Here is a 15,131-nt window from a genome sequence, read left to right on the forward strand (position 1 = left end):
TCTTCAGGGTGTTCGTGTGAAAGAGGACTGGATTACTTGGTCAGCACGAAGCCCTTGAGCTTGCCGAACGCGCCATCGACGAGCGCCTTCTGCTGTTCCTGGTGCAGGTGCGAGTAGCCCACCGCCGGCGATGCCGAGGCGGCACGGCCGGAGTAGCCGAGCTTCTGGCCTTCTTGCATGTTTTCGTGGATGTAGTGCTGCACGAAGAACCAGGCGCCCTGGTTCTGCGGCTCGTCCTGGCACCAGACCACGTCGACGAGATTCGGGTACTTCTTGATCTCGGCGGCGAATGCCTTGTGCGGGAACGGATAGAGCTGCTCGACGCGGATGATCGCGACGTCGTCGGCTTCCTTCTCCTCGCGCTTCTTGGCCAGGTCGTAGTAGACCTTGCCCGAGCAGGCGATCAGGCGCTTGACCTTCTCGGCCTTCAGGTCGCGGCTGTCGGGGATCACGGTCTGGAAGCCGCCCTTGATGAACTCGGACAGCGGCGAGGTCGCGTCCTTGTTACGCAGCAGCGACTTCGGCGTCATGATGATCAGCGGCTTGCGCAGGTTGCGCACCATCTGGCGACGCAGCACGTGGAAGATCTGGCTGGCCGTGGTCGGCTGCACGATCTGCATGTTGGCGTCGGCGGCCAGCTGCATGAAGCGCTCCAGGCGTGCCGAGCTGTGCTCGGGGCCCTGGCCTTCGTAGCCGTGCGGCAGCATCATGGTGATGCCGTTGACGCGGCCCCACTTCACTTCGCCCGAGGCGATGAACTGGTCGATCACGACCTGGGCGCCGTTGACGAAGTCGCCGAACTGCGCTTCCCAGATCACCAGGGTGTTGGGGTCGTTCGAGGCGTAGCCGTATTCGAAGGCCAGCACCGCTTCTTCCGAGAGGATGGAGTCGATGACGACGAACGGAGCCTGGTTGTCGGCCACGTTCTGCAGCGGCACGTAGGTGCCTTCGTCGAACTTCTCGCGGTTCTGGTCGTGCAGCACCGCGTGACGGTGCGTGAAGGTGCCGCGGCCCGAGTCCTCGCCCGACAGGCGCACCGGGTAGCCGCTGGCCACCAGCGAGGCGAAGGCCATGTGCTCGCCCATGCCCCAGTCGACGTTGACGTCGCCACGGCCCATGGCCGCGCGGTCGTCCAGCACCTTCTTCACCAGCGGGTGCACGGTGAAGCCTTGCGGCACGGTGGTGATCTTCTCGGCCAGGCGCTTCCACTCGGTCGTGGGGATGGCGGTGTCGCCGGCGTCGGTCCACTTCTTGTTGAGGAAGGGGCTCCAGTCGACCGCGTACTTGCTCTTGAAGTTGGTCAGCACCGGGTCGATGGTGTGCTTGCCCGCGTCCATGGCGGCGCGGTAAGCCTTGACCATGTCGTCGCCGAGCGTGTCGCCCATGCCTTGCGCGGCCAGCTTGTCGGCGTACAGACGGCGGGTGCCGGGGTGCTGGGCGATCTTCTTGTACATCAGCGGCTGGGTGAGCGAGGGGGTGTCCTGCTCGTTGTGGCCCAGCTTGCGGTAGCAGACGATGTCGATGACCACGTCCTTGTTGAATTCCTGGCGGAACTCCAGCGCGAGCTGCATGCACAGCACCACGGCTTCGGGATCGTCGCCGTTCACGTGCAGCACCGGCGCGTCGATCATCTTCACGATGTCCGTGCAGTACAGCGTCGAGCGGCTGTCGCGCGGGTCGCTGGTGGTGAAGCCGATCTGGTTGTTGATGACGATGTGGACCGTGCCGCCGGTGTAGTAGCCGCGGGTTTCGGCCAGCGCCAGCGTTTCCATGACCACGCCCTGGCCGGCGAAGGCCGCGTCGCCGTGCACGAGCACCGGCAGCACCGAGTCGCCTTCCTTGTCGCCGCGGCGGTCCATGCGCGCGCGCACCGAACCTTCGACGACCGGGTTCACGATTTCGAGGTGGGAGGGGTTGAAGGCCAGCGACAGGTGCACCGGGCCGCCAGGGGTGCTGACGTCGGAGCTGAAGCCCTGGTGGTACTTCACGTCGCCGCTGGGCAGCTCTTCGGGAGCCGTGTGGTCGAACTCGGCGAACAGGTCGGCGGGCATCTTGCCCAGCGAGTTCACCAGCACGTTCAGGCGGCCGCGGTGGGCCATGCCGATCACGATTTCCTGCACGCCCTTCTCGCCGGCGCGGTTGATGAGCTCGTCCATCGCGACGATGAAGCTCTCGCCGCCTTCGAGCGAGAAGCGCTTCTGGCCGACGTACTTGGTGTGGAGGAAGCGCTCCAGGCCTTCGGCCGCGGTCAGGCGGTCGAGAACGCGCTTCTTCTGGTCGGCGTTCAGCTTGGGATTGGTGCGGGCGCTCTCGAGCTTCTGCTGCCACCAGCGCTTGTGGTTCTGGTCGGTGGTGTACATGTACTCGGCGCCGATGGTGCCGCAGTACGTTTCGCGCAGCGCGTTCAGCAGGTCGCGCAAGGACATGGTGTCTTTGCCGAAGAACGTGTTGCTGGTGTTGAACACCGTCTCGAGGTCCGCGTCGGCGAAGCCGTAGAACGAGGGCTCGAGTTCAGGAATGGAGGGACGCTCCGCGCGCTTGAGCGGGTCGAGGTCGGCCCAGCGGGCGCCGACGTTGCGGTAGGCGGCGATCAGCTGCTGGACTGCCGTGCGCTTGCGGCCGAGTTCGGAGTCGGCGCCGCTGGCCTGCACGACCTTGGTCGTGCCCTGCTTCGCCAGTTCGGCGAAGGCGTTGATGACCGGCAGGTGGGGGACGTCGCGGGTGTTGGTGCCGTCGGCGGCGGGGACGTTCTGCAGCGCGTCGAAGTACGAACGCCAGTTGTCGGGCACGCTGCCGGGGTTGGAGAGGTAGTTCTCGTACATCTCCTCGACATAGGGGGCGTTGCCGCCGAAGAGGTACGTGTTGCCTTGATAGGCGGTATACGCCGAGGGCGTAGAGGAATCGCTCATGATCCGCTGACCTTCGCTTCCCTGAGGGAAGCACTAGCTGGTTTAAGAAACCTTCCGCGACACGGCTGAACCGATTGGCGGATGCGACTGTGGCTGGGGAAGGGCCTGAGTACCTTGGCATTGTGCCACGTCAACCATATGACGGTCCAACCGGGCTTCGCAACCCCTCCTGTTGCTCATTCGCCGCTCATTCAGGCGGAAGCGAGTAACTGTTTGATCTGCTGCAGGGTGGCGGGGTCGTCGATGGTGGTCAGGTCGCCGGGGTCGCGCTGCTCGCAGACGGCCTGGATGGCCCGGCGCAGCAGCTTGCCGCTGCGGGTCTTCGGCAGGCCGGAGACGAAGCGCACGCGGGCCGGCCGCGCCAGGGCGCCGAGCTGGTCGGCCACCACTTTCATGATCTCGCCCTCGAGCCTGAGGGCCGCGTCGGCGTCCGCCACGGCCTTGCCGTCCTTCGGCACCACGAAGGCCATCGCGACCTGCCCTTTCAGCGCGTCGGCCACGCCGACCACCGCCACCTCGGCCACGTTGGGATGCCCCGAGATGCTTTCCTCGATCTCGCGGGTACCGAGGCGGTGGCCCGCCACGTTGATCACGTCGTCGGTGCGCCCGAGGATGTAGAAATAGCCGTCCTCGTCGCGGATGCCCCAGTCGAAGGTCGAATAGACCATCTTGCCGGGCACGCTCTTCCAGTAGGTGTTGACGAAGCGCGCGTCGTCCTTCCACACCGTCTGCATGAAGCCCGGCGGGGTCGGCCCCTCGACCACGACCACGCCCTTCTCGTTCGAGCCGGTGAGCTCCTCGCCGGTCGACTCGTGCAATATCTTGATGCGATAGCCGTACATCGGCACGCCGGGGCTGCCGAACTTGCTGGCCTTGGCCTCAACGCCGTTGGCGATGGTGATCATCGGCCAGCCCGACTCGGTCTGCCAATAGTTGTCGATGATCGGCACGCCCAGGCCCTCGCTGATCCAGCGGGCGGTGGGCTCGTCCAGCGGCTCGCCGGCCAGGAACAGGGCGCGCAGAGTCGACAGGTCGTACTTCTTCAGCAGCGCCGGGTCCTGCTTCTTGAGCACCCGCACCGCCGTGGGCGCGCTGAACATCACCGTCACCTTGTATTTCTCGACGAGGCGCCACCAGATGCCGCCGTCGGGCTCCCGGTCGATGCCCTGCGTGGGCAGGCCCTCGTACATGATCGTCGCCATGCCGGCGATCAGCGGGCCGTAGACGATGTAGCTGTGGCCTACCACCCAGCCGATGTCGCTGGTGGAGAAGTAGGTTTCCCCGGGGCGGCCGTCGAAGATGTGCTTCATGCTCGCAGCCAGCGCGACCGCGTAGCCGCCCACGTCGCGCTGCACGCCCTTGGGCTTGCCGGTGGTGCCGCTCGTGTAGATGGTGTAGCTGATGTCGGTGGAGGCGAGCCAGGTGCAGGGCACCCTGGCGTCGAGATGCTTTCGGCGCAACTCGGCTGCCAGATGGTCGCGGCCGGGCGTCAGGTCCATCGGCGCGAGGCCGCGGTCGGTCAGCAGCACGGCCGAGGGCTTGTGCTTCGACAGCCGGATCGCCTCGTCGAGCAGCGGCTTGTATGCGATGACCTTGTTGCCGCGCGAGCCGGCATCGGCGCTCACGATCACCTTGGGCTCGGCATCCTCGATGCGCGTGGCCAGCGAGCCGCTGGCGAAGCCGCCGAACACCACGCAGTGGATGGCGCCGATGCGCGCACAGGCCAGCATCGCGAAGGCGGCTTCCGGAATCATCGGCATGTAGATGAGCACGCGGTCGCCCTTGCCCACCCCCAGCTCGACGAGGCTGGCGGCCGTGCGCTGCACCTCGGCGTGCAACTCGGCGAAGCTGTAGCTCTTCTCGACGCCCGTTTCGGTGGAAACGAAGATCAGCGCCGGCTGGTCGCCCCGCGCCGCCAGGTGCCGGTCGACGGCGTTGTGGCACAGGTTGGTCGTGCCCCCCACGAACCAGCGCGCAAAAGGCGGCTGACTGGCGTCGAGGATCTGCTGGGCGGGCGTCTGCCAGTCGATCAGCTTCGCCTGCTCGGCCCAGAAGGCCTCGGGCGCGTCGACGGATTGACGATAGAACTCTTCATAGCGGCTCATCTCGGTTTGTCTCCTGTTATTCGTTCCGTTCCGGCTGTCGCACCAAAACTGAATTCATAATTATGGAGACCGATCTTGCAGCAAGCTGACAGCCGGGGCAACCCGGCTTTCCTCCGCTGCCCCGGTTACCGGATGAGCGAGAGCACTTCGGGAAACGCGGGATGCTCCGCCGTGCGCAGCCACTCGAAGCCGACCATCTCGGTCGTCACGAGTTCGGCACCAGCACCGGCCAGCCGGTCGAAGGCGGCATCGCGGTTGCGCTCGGTGCGCGAGCTACAGGCGTCGGTGACGACCCAGACCTCGAACTCGTCTTCCAGCAGGTCGAGCGCCGTCTGCAGCAGGCAGACATGGGCTTCGCAGCCGGCGATGACGATGCTGTTGCGCTCCTCTGCGGCCGCCTGCGGCTTCTGCAGATGCTTGGGCAGGCTCCGCGCATTGCCCTGCGGCGCCTTGGCCGGCACGCGCAGCCACTCGCCCAGGCCCTCCTCCACGCCGCTGAAATGCATCTTCGACAGGGTGCGCTGGCACTGCGCGCGGATGTCGGGCAGGTTCTGGCCCAGCTTGGAGGGGTTGTGCTCGGTGCCCCACGCCGGCACCTGCAGCAGCTTCGCCATCTTGCCGAGCCGCACGGCGTTCTGCGCGACCGCTTCTCCCTCGAAGATCGCCGGCATCAGGCGCTCCTGGTAGTCGACCAGGACGAGTTGGGATTGCGAGACGTCGAGCAGCATGAACAGTTTCTTTCAGGAATCGGTTGAATCGGGCTGAACCGTACCACCGAAAAGACCGGGTTGACGCGTGCCGCCATCGACGCGCTGCACCAGTTGCGCCACATAGGCCTTGAACAGCGCGTCGGCCGACTGCCTGAACATGCGGATGCGCCCCGTGTGCTGCATAAGCAGCAGGCCGACGCCATGGGCGAACAGCGCGGTGTTCTCGCGCAGGGCGGCGTCCGCGTCGAGCCCCAGCTCCTGCAGCGCCTCCTCGCAGGGACGCAGGGCCTGGTAGAGATGGTCGTTCAGCTCGTGGTCGAGCTCGCTGGTCAGGCCGCGCGGGCGCATGCCCTGCACCAGATAGAAGCCCAGGTCGAGTTCGCGCGGATTCGCGGCGTAGAAGTCGAACCACGCCTGGGCTCTCGCGGCGAGCGCCTGGCCGGGGCCGTCCTGCGACACCGGGGCCTCGGCCACCGCAGCCTGCAGCCGCTGGATCGACTCGTCGAGCAGGGCCGCGTAGATCGCCTCCTTGCTCTCGAAGTACGAATAGATCGCGCCCGGGGTGTAGCCCGCCCTCCTGGCGATTTCGCGGACGCTCGCCCCCTCGATGCCGGCCTCCAGGAAGACCGCGCGGGCGGCATCGAGCACGAGCGAACGGCGGGCATCGGTGAGCGCCTGTCGGCGTTGGAGCTTGGCGTGCATGGGCGGGACTATAGCCCTCGGATTGATCGTCGATCCAGTTTTTTGATCGTTGATCGAAAAATTGAACGGTGTTTAAATCTTGGCAGAACAGCCAGGAGACAAACTCGATGAACGCCCCGCTTCCCAGCACCTCCCTCATGTCCGGCGCCGACTACCGCGAATCGCTGCGCCGCTACGAGCCCACCGTTTTCGTCGATGGCCGCCGCGTCGACAGCGTGGCCGACGAACCCGCCTTCCAGCCCGGCATCAATGCCATCGCCCTCACCTACGACTACGCCCTGAAGAAGGAATACGAGCCGCTGATGACCGCCGTGCAGCACACCAGCGGCAAGCGGGTCAACCGGCTCTCCCACATCAACACCAGCGCGGGCGACCTGCTCAACAAGCTAGAGGCCGTACGTCTGGTCTGCCAGGAAACCGGCTGCGCCCAGCGCTACCTGACGCACGACGCGCTCAACGCCATCGCCCAGGTGTCGGCCCGCATCGACGACGCCCGCGGCAGCACCGAGCACACGGCGCGCTTCCACGAATACCTGCACCGCGTGCAGGACCAGGACCTGACGCTCGGCGTCGCCATGACCGACGCCAAGGGCGACCGCAGCCGCCGCCCGCACGAGCAGGCCAACGTCGACAGCTACCTGCACGTGGTCGAGCGCAATGCGCGCGGCATCTTCATCTCGGGCACCAAGGCCATCGTGACCGGGGCGCCCTACGTGCACGAGTTGCTGGTCATGCCCTGCCGCAACATGGGCCGGGAAGACGCCGACTTCGCCGTCTGCTGCGCCGTGCCGCTCGATGCGCCAGGCCTCACCATCGTCGCGCGACCGGCTGGCCGGCCCGGCGAGAAGCTGGAGCACGGCGAGGCCCTGTTCAGCCGCAAGTACGGCCAGAGCACCGGCGTGTGCATGTTCGACAGGGTGCTCGTGCCCTGGGAGCGCGTGTTCTACGCCGGCGAGTGGGAACACTCCGGCCACCTGACCTACAGCTATGCCACGCACCACCGCCACAGTTGCATCGGTGCGCGCGCCGGCTTCGGCGACCTGCTGATCGGCGCAGGCGCGCTGATGTGCGAGGCCAACGGCTTCGATCCGGGCAAGGAAAGCCACCTGCGCGAGCAGATGGTCGAGCTCATCACCATCACCGAGAGCTTCTTCGCCTGCGGCGTGGCGGCCAGCGTGTACGGCACGGCCGACGAGCACTGCGAGGTCTTCATGCCCGACCCGGTGTTCAGCAACATCGGCAAGCTGCTGCTCGCCACGAAGATCTACGACATGCACCGGATCGCTCACTACGTGAGCGGAGGCCTGATCGTCACCCTGCCCGGCCCCGACGAAGACCACAACCCCGAGACCGCCGCCCGCCTCTCGGACGTGCTGCGCGCCAACCCCGCCATTCCCTACGAGCAGCGCATCGAGACGGCCCGCTTCATCGAAGACCTGACGGCCGGCTACCAGGGCGGCTGGTACAGCGTGATCAGCCTGCACGGCGGCGGCTCGCCCGCGGCGATGAAGCAGGAAATCTGGCGCAACTACCCGGTGGGCTCCAAGGTCGAGCTGGTCGAGCGCATCCTCGAACGAGGCATCGCGGCCGACGGCTCGCCCTCGGCCGCGCCTCACGACCCGGAGCGCGCCATCACCCGCAACCGCCAGCCCGGCAGATGCTGCGACACGGGCTGCACCACGCCGGGCCAGGCCGTCATGGTCGAACTACCGGCCTCGCGGCGCGCCTAGACTCCGGCGGATGAAGCTCTTCTCGAAACGGTTGCGGCTCGCAGCGGTGGGCCTGGGCACCGCGCTGCTCGTCATGGCATGCGGCGGCGTGCGCAAGACCACGGTGCCGATGGCGACCTCGCTCGAGAAAAGCAGCTGCCCGCGCGGCAACGTCGACACGCTGCTGGTGATGCTCCCCGGCGCGTACTCGACGCCCGACGAATTCGAGCACGAAGGCTTCGTCCGCGCGGTCCGCGAGAACCGAATCGCGGCCGACGTGATGCTGGTCGACTCCCACCTCGGCTACTTCAACGACAAGTCCGTCCTCGACCGCCTGAGCGCCGACGTGATGGTGCCGGCACGCAGCCAGGGTTATCGCCACATCTGGTTCGTCGGTATCTCGCTCGGCGGCTTCGGCGGAATGCTCTATGCGCAGACCCACCCCGGCGAACTAGCGGGACTGGTGACGCTGGCGCCCTACCTCGGCGAGCGCGCGCTCAGCGCCGACATCGCCAATGCCGGCGGCCTCGCCAAGTGGCGTGGCCCGCTGGTCGACCCGGCCGCGAGCCCTCCCCGCACGCCCGATGAAACCCAGCTCTGGCAATGGCTGCGCGGCTATTCGGGCTTCACGAACACGGCGGGAGCCCGGCCGCCGCTCTACCTGGGTTACGGCCTGGACGACCGTTTCGCCTTCAGCAACCGGCTGCTGGCGAACGTGCTGCCGCCCGAACGCGTCTTCACGACCGAAGGCGGGCACGACTGGCCAGAGTGGAACCGCCTCTGGCAACGCATGCTGCCGACCCTGCCGCTGCCGGGCTGCCCCGGCTGAACAGGCAACCGGGGCTCAATTCGGCCTCAGGCGCAGCAGCTTACCGTCGGCTTCGTCGGTCAGCACGTAAAGCAATCCGTCAGGCCCCTGCTTCACGTCGCGGATTCGGGCGCGGCCCTCGGCCAGCAGCTTGTGCTCGGCGGCCACCTTGCCGCCCTTCAGCTCGATGCGGTCGAGATAGCCGAATTTGAGCGAGCCGACGAACAGGTTGCCCTTCCAGGCGGCGCCGTAGCGGTCGCTGGTGAGAAATGCCATGCCGGAGGGTGCGATCGACGGCACCCAGTAGTGCAGCGGCTGCTCCATGCCCTCCTTGGCCGTGATGCCGTCGCCGATCTTGCCGCCGCCATAGTTCTCGCCGTAGGTGATGACGGGCCAGCCGTAGTTGCGGCCCGCCAATGGAATGTTGATCTCGTCGCCGCCCTGCGGGCCGTGCTCGGTCATCCAGAGGCGGCCGTCGGGCGCGAGCGTGGCGCCCTGCCCGTTGCGGTGGCCGTAGCTCCAGATTTCGGGCAGCGCGCCCGCCTTGCCGACGAAGGGGTTGTCCTTGGGCACCGAGCCGTCCTTGCCGATACGCACGATCTTGCCCAGATGGTTGTCGAGCTTCTGCGCGTCTTCCTTGCGGCTGAAGCGGTCGCCGAGCGTGAGGAACAGCGTGGCGTCACGCGCCTCGACGATGCGGCAGCCGAAGTGATTGCGGCTGGTCACCTTGGGCTGCTGGCTGAAGATGATCTTCAACTCCTCCAGCCTCGTGCCGTCGGCCGACAGGTTGGCGCGGGCCAGCGCCGTGCTGTTGGCGGAGCCGGCGGCATCGGGCTCGGAGAAGCAGAAATACAGCGTGCGGTTCTTCTCGAAGCCGGAGTCGGCCAGCACGTCGAGCAGGCCGCCCTGGCCGCCTGCCGCAATGGGAGGCATGCCGGCGATGGGAGCACCGATCTTGCCGTCGGCGCCGACCAGCCGGAGGCGGCCGGGCCGCTCCGTCACCACGAAACGGCCGCCAGGCAGGAAGGCGACGCCCCACGGATTTTCGAGACCCGCGGCCACCGTCTCGGGCCTGGTCTGGGCCGCGGCGGCCGCGCAGAAACCGATTACCGTGACAAATGTCCAGCGGCGAAAAGAAGTCAAAGACGGGGAGCACTGCAAGTTCATGACTTTTCCGTGAAGTTGCAGTGATCTTGTCGATAAATAACGACCGAATCCAGCACAACCTTTGGTTCTCCCGACTCGCGAAGGCCTTTTCGCGGTCAACCGTTTATGGAGCATAAACGTTCGTCGTTACATTTTTTCTTTGGCTGGATCGAAATTCCCCATGTAAATCAATGACTTACAGAGGGATTCGCTAATTCTTTTTAAATTGACATAACCGCACGTCATCAATATCCTACGCGCCATGCGTTTTTTCGTCCTACCCGCGTCCCTCCTCTTTGCCGTTGCAGTCCATGCAGCCCCCCAACAGGAAAAGACCGATGACGAGCTGGCACGAATGCTTGCCGACAAAGGTCTGATCGGACAACTCAAGCAGGTTCGTCAAACCGTCACCGAACGCACCTCCGACCTGGTGGTGACCGCCATCGGATTCCTCGGCGTTCCTTACCGTCGTGGCGGCAACACCGCCGAATCGGGTTTCGACTGCAGCGGCTTCGTCCGCGCCATGTACAACCAGACGGTCGGCCACATGCTCCCCCGCCGCGCCGAAGAGCAGGCAGCCGCCACCGAGAAGATCGACCGCGACCAGCTCAAGCCCGGCGACCTCGTGTTCTTCAACACCATGCGCCGCGCCTTCAGCCATGTCGGCATCTACGTCGGCGAAGGCAAGTTCATCCACTCGCCCCGCTCCGGCGCCCAGGTTCGCGTGGAAGACATGAACGGCAGCTACTGGCAGCGCCGCTTCGACGGTGCCCGCCGCGTGGTCGGCGGACCGGCGGACGAGGTGAAGGCCGCGGCTGTCGCCAATACCGGCAACTGAGCCCCGCCCTCTTCCCGATCTCCTGATCCCCCGATCAAGGACGAAAAAAATCCCGCCGAGGCGGGATTTTTTTATGGGCGTCCGATCGGTCGACCGGCGCCTTCAGCTCTTTTCCGTCAGCTCTTCTTCTGCGGCGGCAGGTCCGTGCAGGTGCCGTGAGCCACTTCCGCCGCCATGCCGATGCTCTCGCCCAGCGTCGGGTGCGGATGGATGGTCTTGCCGATGTCGATCTCGTCCGCGCCCATCTCGATCGCCAGCGCGATCTCGCCCAGCATGTCGCCGGCATGCGTGCCGACGATGCCGCCGCCCAGGATGCGGTGCGTCTCCGCGTCGAACAGCAGCTTGGTGAAGCCTTCGTCGCGGCCGTTGGCGATGGCGCGGCCCGAAGCGGTCCACGGGAAGTGCCCCTTCTTGACCTTGATGCCCTCGGCCTTCGCCTGATCCTCGGTCAGGCCGACCCACGCCACTTCGGGGTCGGTGTAGGCCACGCTCGGGATCACGCGGGCGTTGAAGGCCGCGCTCGACAGCTCCTTGTCGCCCTTCAGCTCGCCGGCAATGACTTCGGCCGCCACGTGCGCCTCGTGCACCGCCTTGTGCGCCAGCATGGGCTGGCCCACGATGTCGCCGATGGCGAAGATGTGCGGCACGTTGGTGCGCATCTGGATGTCGACCGGAATGAAGCCGCGGTCGCTCACCGTCACGCCGGCCTTCTCGGCGCCGATCTTCTTGCCGTTAGGGCTGCGGCCCACGGCCTGCAGCACCAGGTCGTACACCTGCGGCTCCTTCGGCGCGTTCTCGCCCTCGAAAGTGACCTTGATACCTTCCTTCGTGGCTTCGGCGCCGACCGTCTTGGTCTTGAGCATGATGTTGTCGAAGCGCGGCGCGTTCATCTTCTGCCAGACCTTCACGAGGTCGCGGTCCGCGCCTTGCATCAGGCCGTCGAGCATTTCGACCACGTCCAGGCGCGCGCCCAGCGTGGAGTACACAGTGCCCATCTCGAGGCCGATGATGCCGCCGCCCAGGATCAGCATGCGCTTGGGGTCGGTACCCATCTCGAGCGCGCCGGTCGAGTCGACCACGCGCGGATCCTTCGGCATGAAGGGCAGGCTCACGGCCTGCGAGCCGGCCGCGATGATGGCACTGCGGAACTTCACGGTCTGCTTGCTGCCAGTGGTGTCCCAGCTGGTGCCGGAGGTTTCCTCGACCTCGATGTGATACGGGTCGATGAAGTTGCCGACGCCGCGCAGCACCGTCACCTTGCGCATCTTGGCCATGGCCGTGAGGCCGCTGGTGAGCTTGCCCACCACCTTGTTCTTGTGGCCGAGCAGCTTGGCGCGATCGACCGTCGGGGCGGCGAAGCTCACGCCGAGATCGGCGAAGTGCTTGACCTCGTCCATGACGGAGGCCACGTGCAGCAGCGCCTTCGAAGGGATGCAGCCCACGTTCAGGCACACGCCGCCGAGGGTGGCGTAGCGCTCGATCAGCACGACCTTCAGGCCGAGGTCTGCGGCGCGGAAGGCCGCCGAGTAGCCGCCGGGGCCGGCGCCGAGCACGATCACGTCGCACTCGACATCGACCTTGCCGCCGTAGCTGGACACGGCCACGGCCGGTGCAGCGGGGGCCGGCGCGGGAGCAGCCGCCTTCGGTGCAGGAGCCGCTGCCGCCGGGGCGGGCGCCGCCGCTGCGGGCGCGGGGGCCGCGGCACCGTCGACTTCCAGCGTCAGCACCACCGAGCCTTCCTTGACCTTGTCGCCCACCTTCACCGCGAGCGCCTTCACCACGCCGGCGGCGGACGACGGGATCTCCATCGAGGCCTTGTCCGATTCGACCGTGATCAGCGACTGCTCGGCCTTGACCGTGTCTCCGACATTGACCAGCACCTCGATGACCGCGACTTCGTCGAAGTCGCCGATGTCGGGCACCTTGATTTGTTGTTCGCTCATTTGGACACTTTCAGTTTGAGTGTGAGAACGTCGACCGGTGGGGCCGAATTGCGATCGAATTCGCAGGCGGCGGCGATGCCCGCCTCCGCCACGTCGCGCGAGGTGCGCGACTTGATGTCATAGGCCGCGTGCATGGCGCCGAGCGCAAAGCTGCGTCCCGAGCCGATGGCCCAGAACTCCTTGAACTCGAACACCTCGCGGTAGCTGTAGATGCCGTAGATGCCGCTCTGGTTGGCCATCAGCATCGTGAACTGGCTCGACTCGTAGGGCTCGTGCTCGTCTTCCTTGGTCTGCATGAAGAACGAGTCCTTCAGCACCGGATGCAGCATCGTGAAGGTGCGGAAGATCTCGTGCTTGCTGCCGAACATCAGCTGCTCGCGCGGCTGCGCGGCCAGCGCGTGCTGCAGCACCAGGAAGTGCGCAGCGGCGCCGGCCACGGCGAACAGGCTCTGTCCCGCCGCGTCCTCGACGGTGAAGATCTTCTGGTTCGCCTCGGCGCGGTGCGAGAGCCGCGTGTCGCCGAAGGTCACCAGAGAATCGGCTGCCATCGTGACCTGGCCACCCTTGCGGACGGCCACTACGGTGGTCATAGCAGGATACGGCGATAGTCCGCGAGCACTTGCCCCAGGTAGGCGTTGAAACGCGCAGCCAGGGCGCCGTCGATCACGCGGTGGTCGTACGACAGCGACAGCGGCAGCGTGAGGCGCGGCACGAATTGCTTGCCGTCCCACACCGGCTTCATCTGACCCTTGGAGAGGCCGAGGATGGCCACTTCGGGCGCATTGATGATCGGCGTGAAATGCGTGCCGCCGATGCCGCCGAGCGAGCTGATCGAGAAGCAGCCGCCCTGCATGTCTGCCGAGCCGAGCTTGCCGTCGCGCGCCTTCTTGGCGAGCTCGCCCATCTCGGCGCTGATCTGCAGGATGCCCTTCTTGTCGGCATCCTTCAGCACCGGCACCACGAGGCCGTTGGGCGTGTCGGCCGCGAAGCCGATGTGGTAGTACTGCTTGTAGACGAGCTGGTCGCCGTCCAGGCTGGTGTTGAACTCGGGGAATTTCTTCAGCGCCGCGACCACCGCCTTGATGACGAAGGCCAGCATCGTCACCTTGACGCCCGACTTCTCGTTCTCCTTGTTGGTGGAGACGCGGAAGGCTTCGAGTTCGGTGATGTCCGCTTCGTCGTTGTTGGTGACGTGCGGGATCATCACCCAGTTGCGGTGCAGGTTCGCGCCGCTGAGCTTCTTGATGCGCGACAGGTCCTTGCGCTCGACCGTGCCGAACTTGGTGAAGTCGACCTTGGGCCACGGGATGAGGCCCAGCGCCGCACCGTCGGCACCGCCGCCAGCCGGCGCCTTGGCCGCCGAGGCCTTGGTGCTGGCCTGGCCACTCATCACGGCCTTGGTGAAGCTCTGGATGTCTTCCTGCGTGATGCGACCCTTGGGACCGGAGCCCTTGACCTCCTCGAGCGGCACGCCGAGTTCGCGCGCGAACTTGCGCACCGAAGGCGAGGCGTGCGGCAGGCTGCCGGTGGGAGCGACCGTCGGGTTGTGGGCGGGAGCCGCTGCGGCGGGTGCAGGCGCCGCGGCAGCCGGAGCAGGAGCGCTTGCCGTGGCGGCTGCCGGAGCGGCAGCGGCTGCTGCAGCCTGGGCAGGTGCCGGAGCAGCCGCACCGGCGGCGCCTTCGAGCACGGCGATCAGGTCACCGATGTTGACCGTGTCGCCCACCTTGACCTTGAGTTCCTTGAGCACGCCGGCAGCCGACGACGGGATTTCCATCGAGGCCTTGTCCGACTCGACCGTGATGAGCGACTGCTCGGTCTTGATCGAGTCGCCCACCTTCACGAGCACTTCGATGACCGCGACGTCCTTGAAGTCGCCGATGTCGGGCACCTTGACCTCGACCGGGCCGGAAGCCGCGGGTGCGGCGGCAGGAGCCGGCGCGGGCGTTGCCGCGGCCGGTGCAGGCGCTGCGGCAGCCGGGGCCGCGGCAGGCGCAGGAGCCGGTGCTGCGGCACCCGCTCCTTCGGCCTCGAGCACGAGCACCACCGAGCCCTCTTTCACCTTGCTGCCGACCTCGACCTTCAGTTCCTTGACCACGCCGGCGGTCGACGACGGAATTTCCATCGAGGCCTTGTCCGACTCCACCGTGATGAGCGACTGCTCGGCCTTGACCGTGTCGCCCACCTTCACGAGCACCTCGATCACCGCGACTTCATCGAAATCGCCGATGTCCGGCACCTTCACTTCCACTGCTGCCATATCG

The 15,131-nt window shown here is 66.4% G+C and carries 11 protein-coding genes; 3 read left to right on the forward strand and 8 right to left on the reverse strand.

Annotated features, from left to right (window positions below; genetic code table 11):
- Positions 1-32: 32 nt before the first annotated feature.
- From EJP69_RS05430 to EJP69_RS05445, 4 genes are all read right to left on the reverse strand, one after another.
- Positions 33-2,909 (reverse strand): 2-oxoglutarate dehydrogenase E1 component, encoded by a 2,877-nt coding sequence (locus tag EJP69_RS05430; protein WP_093201603.1) that lies wholly within the window; start codon positions 2,907-2,909, stop codon positions 33-35.
- Between the two features lie 191 nt (positions 2,910-3,100).
- Complete coding sequence (locus EJP69_RS05435) at positions 3,101-5,068, reverse strand: propionate--CoA ligase (RefSeq protein WP_276318370.1); 1,968 nt, start codon at positions 5,066-5,068, stop codon at positions 3,101-3,103.
- 71 nt (positions 5,069-5,139) lie between these two features.
- Positions 5,140-5,742 carry an isochorismatase family protein gene (locus EJP69_RS05440; RefSeq protein WP_093304894.1) on the reverse strand — a complete coding sequence of 201 codons (603 nt, stop codon included), beginning with the start codon at positions 5,740-5,742 and terminating at the stop codon, positions 5,140-5,142.
- Positions 5,743-5,754: 12 nt separating this feature from the next.
- On the reverse strand, positions 5,755-6,426 hold the full coding sequence (locus tag EJP69_RS05445) for a TetR/AcrR family transcriptional regulator (protein ID WP_093201611.1): 672 nt from the start codon (positions 6,424-6,426) through the stop codon (positions 5,755-5,757).
- Between the two features lie 107 nt (positions 6,427-6,533).
- Here EJP69_RS05445 and EJP69_RS05450 point away from each other — a divergent pair, with 107 nt between their 5' ends.
- Positions 6,534-8,156 carry a 4-hydroxyphenylacetate 3-hydroxylase family protein gene (locus tag EJP69_RS05450; RefSeq protein ID WP_126468927.1) on the forward strand — a complete coding sequence of 541 codons (1,623 nt, stop codon included), beginning with the start codon at positions 6,534-6,536 and terminating at the stop codon, positions 8,154-8,156.
- A gap of 10 nt (positions 8,157-8,166) precedes the next feature.
- Positions 8,167-8,964, forward strand: coding sequence for an alpha/beta fold hydrolase (locus EJP69_RS05455; RefSeq protein ID WP_126468928.1), 798 nt, complete (start codon positions 8,167-8,169; stop codon positions 8,962-8,964).
- A 15-nt stretch (positions 8,965-8,979) separates the two neighbouring features.
- Here the strand turns inward: EJP69_RS05455 and EJP69_RS05460 are convergent, their stop codons facing one another.
- Positions 8,980-10,110 (reverse strand): PQQ-dependent sugar dehydrogenase, encoded by a 1,131-nt coding sequence (locus EJP69_RS05460; RefSeq protein ID WP_126468929.1) that lies wholly within the window; start codon positions 10,108-10,110, stop codon positions 8,980-8,982.
- Positions 10,111-10,351: 241 nt separating this feature from the next.
- Between EJP69_RS05460 and EJP69_RS05465 the strand changes: the two genes are divergently transcribed.
- On the forward strand, positions 10,352-10,927 hold the full coding sequence (locus EJP69_RS05465) for a C40 family peptidase (RefSeq protein ID WP_093201621.1): 576 nt from the start codon (positions 10,352-10,354) through the stop codon (positions 10,925-10,927).
- A 116-nt stretch (positions 10,928-11,043) separates the two neighbouring features.
- On the opposite strand, the gene lpdA is transcribed toward EJP69_RS05465, so the two are convergent.
- The 3 genes from lpdA to aceF are packed head-to-tail and all read right to left on the reverse strand — an operon-like array spanning position 11,044 to position 15,127.
- On the reverse strand, positions 11,044-12,870 hold the full coding sequence (gene lpdA / locus EJP69_RS05470) for a dihydrolipoyl dehydrogenase (RefSeq protein ID WP_093201624.1): 1,827 nt from the start codon (positions 12,868-12,870) through the stop codon (positions 11,044-11,046).
- Positions 12,867-13,460 carry an Ntn hydrolase family protein gene (locus tag EJP69_RS05475; RefSeq protein WP_093201627.1) on the reverse strand — a complete coding sequence of 198 codons (594 nt, stop codon included), beginning with the start codon at positions 13,458-13,460 and terminating at the stop codon, positions 12,867-12,869. The genes lpdA and EJP69_RS05475 overlap by 4 nt, the downstream gene beginning before the upstream one ends.
- The gene (gene aceF, locus EJP69_RS05480; protein WP_093201629.1) at positions 13,457-15,127 is read right to left on the reverse strand and encodes a dihydrolipoyllysine-residue acetyltransferase; all 1,671 of its coding nucleotides are present in this window, start codon (positions 15,125-15,127) and stop codon (positions 13,457-13,459) included. Before aceF ends, EJP69_RS05475 begins: the two co-directional genes overlap by 4 nt.
- Positions 15,128-15,131 lie beyond the last annotated feature (4 nt).

Origin of the sequence: Variovorax gossypii (assembly GCF_003965815.1) — a bacterium.
In the GTDB taxonomy this organism is placed as follows: domain Bacteria; phylum Pseudomonadota; class Gammaproteobacteria; order Burkholderiales; family Burkholderiaceae_C; genus Variovorax; species Variovorax gossypii.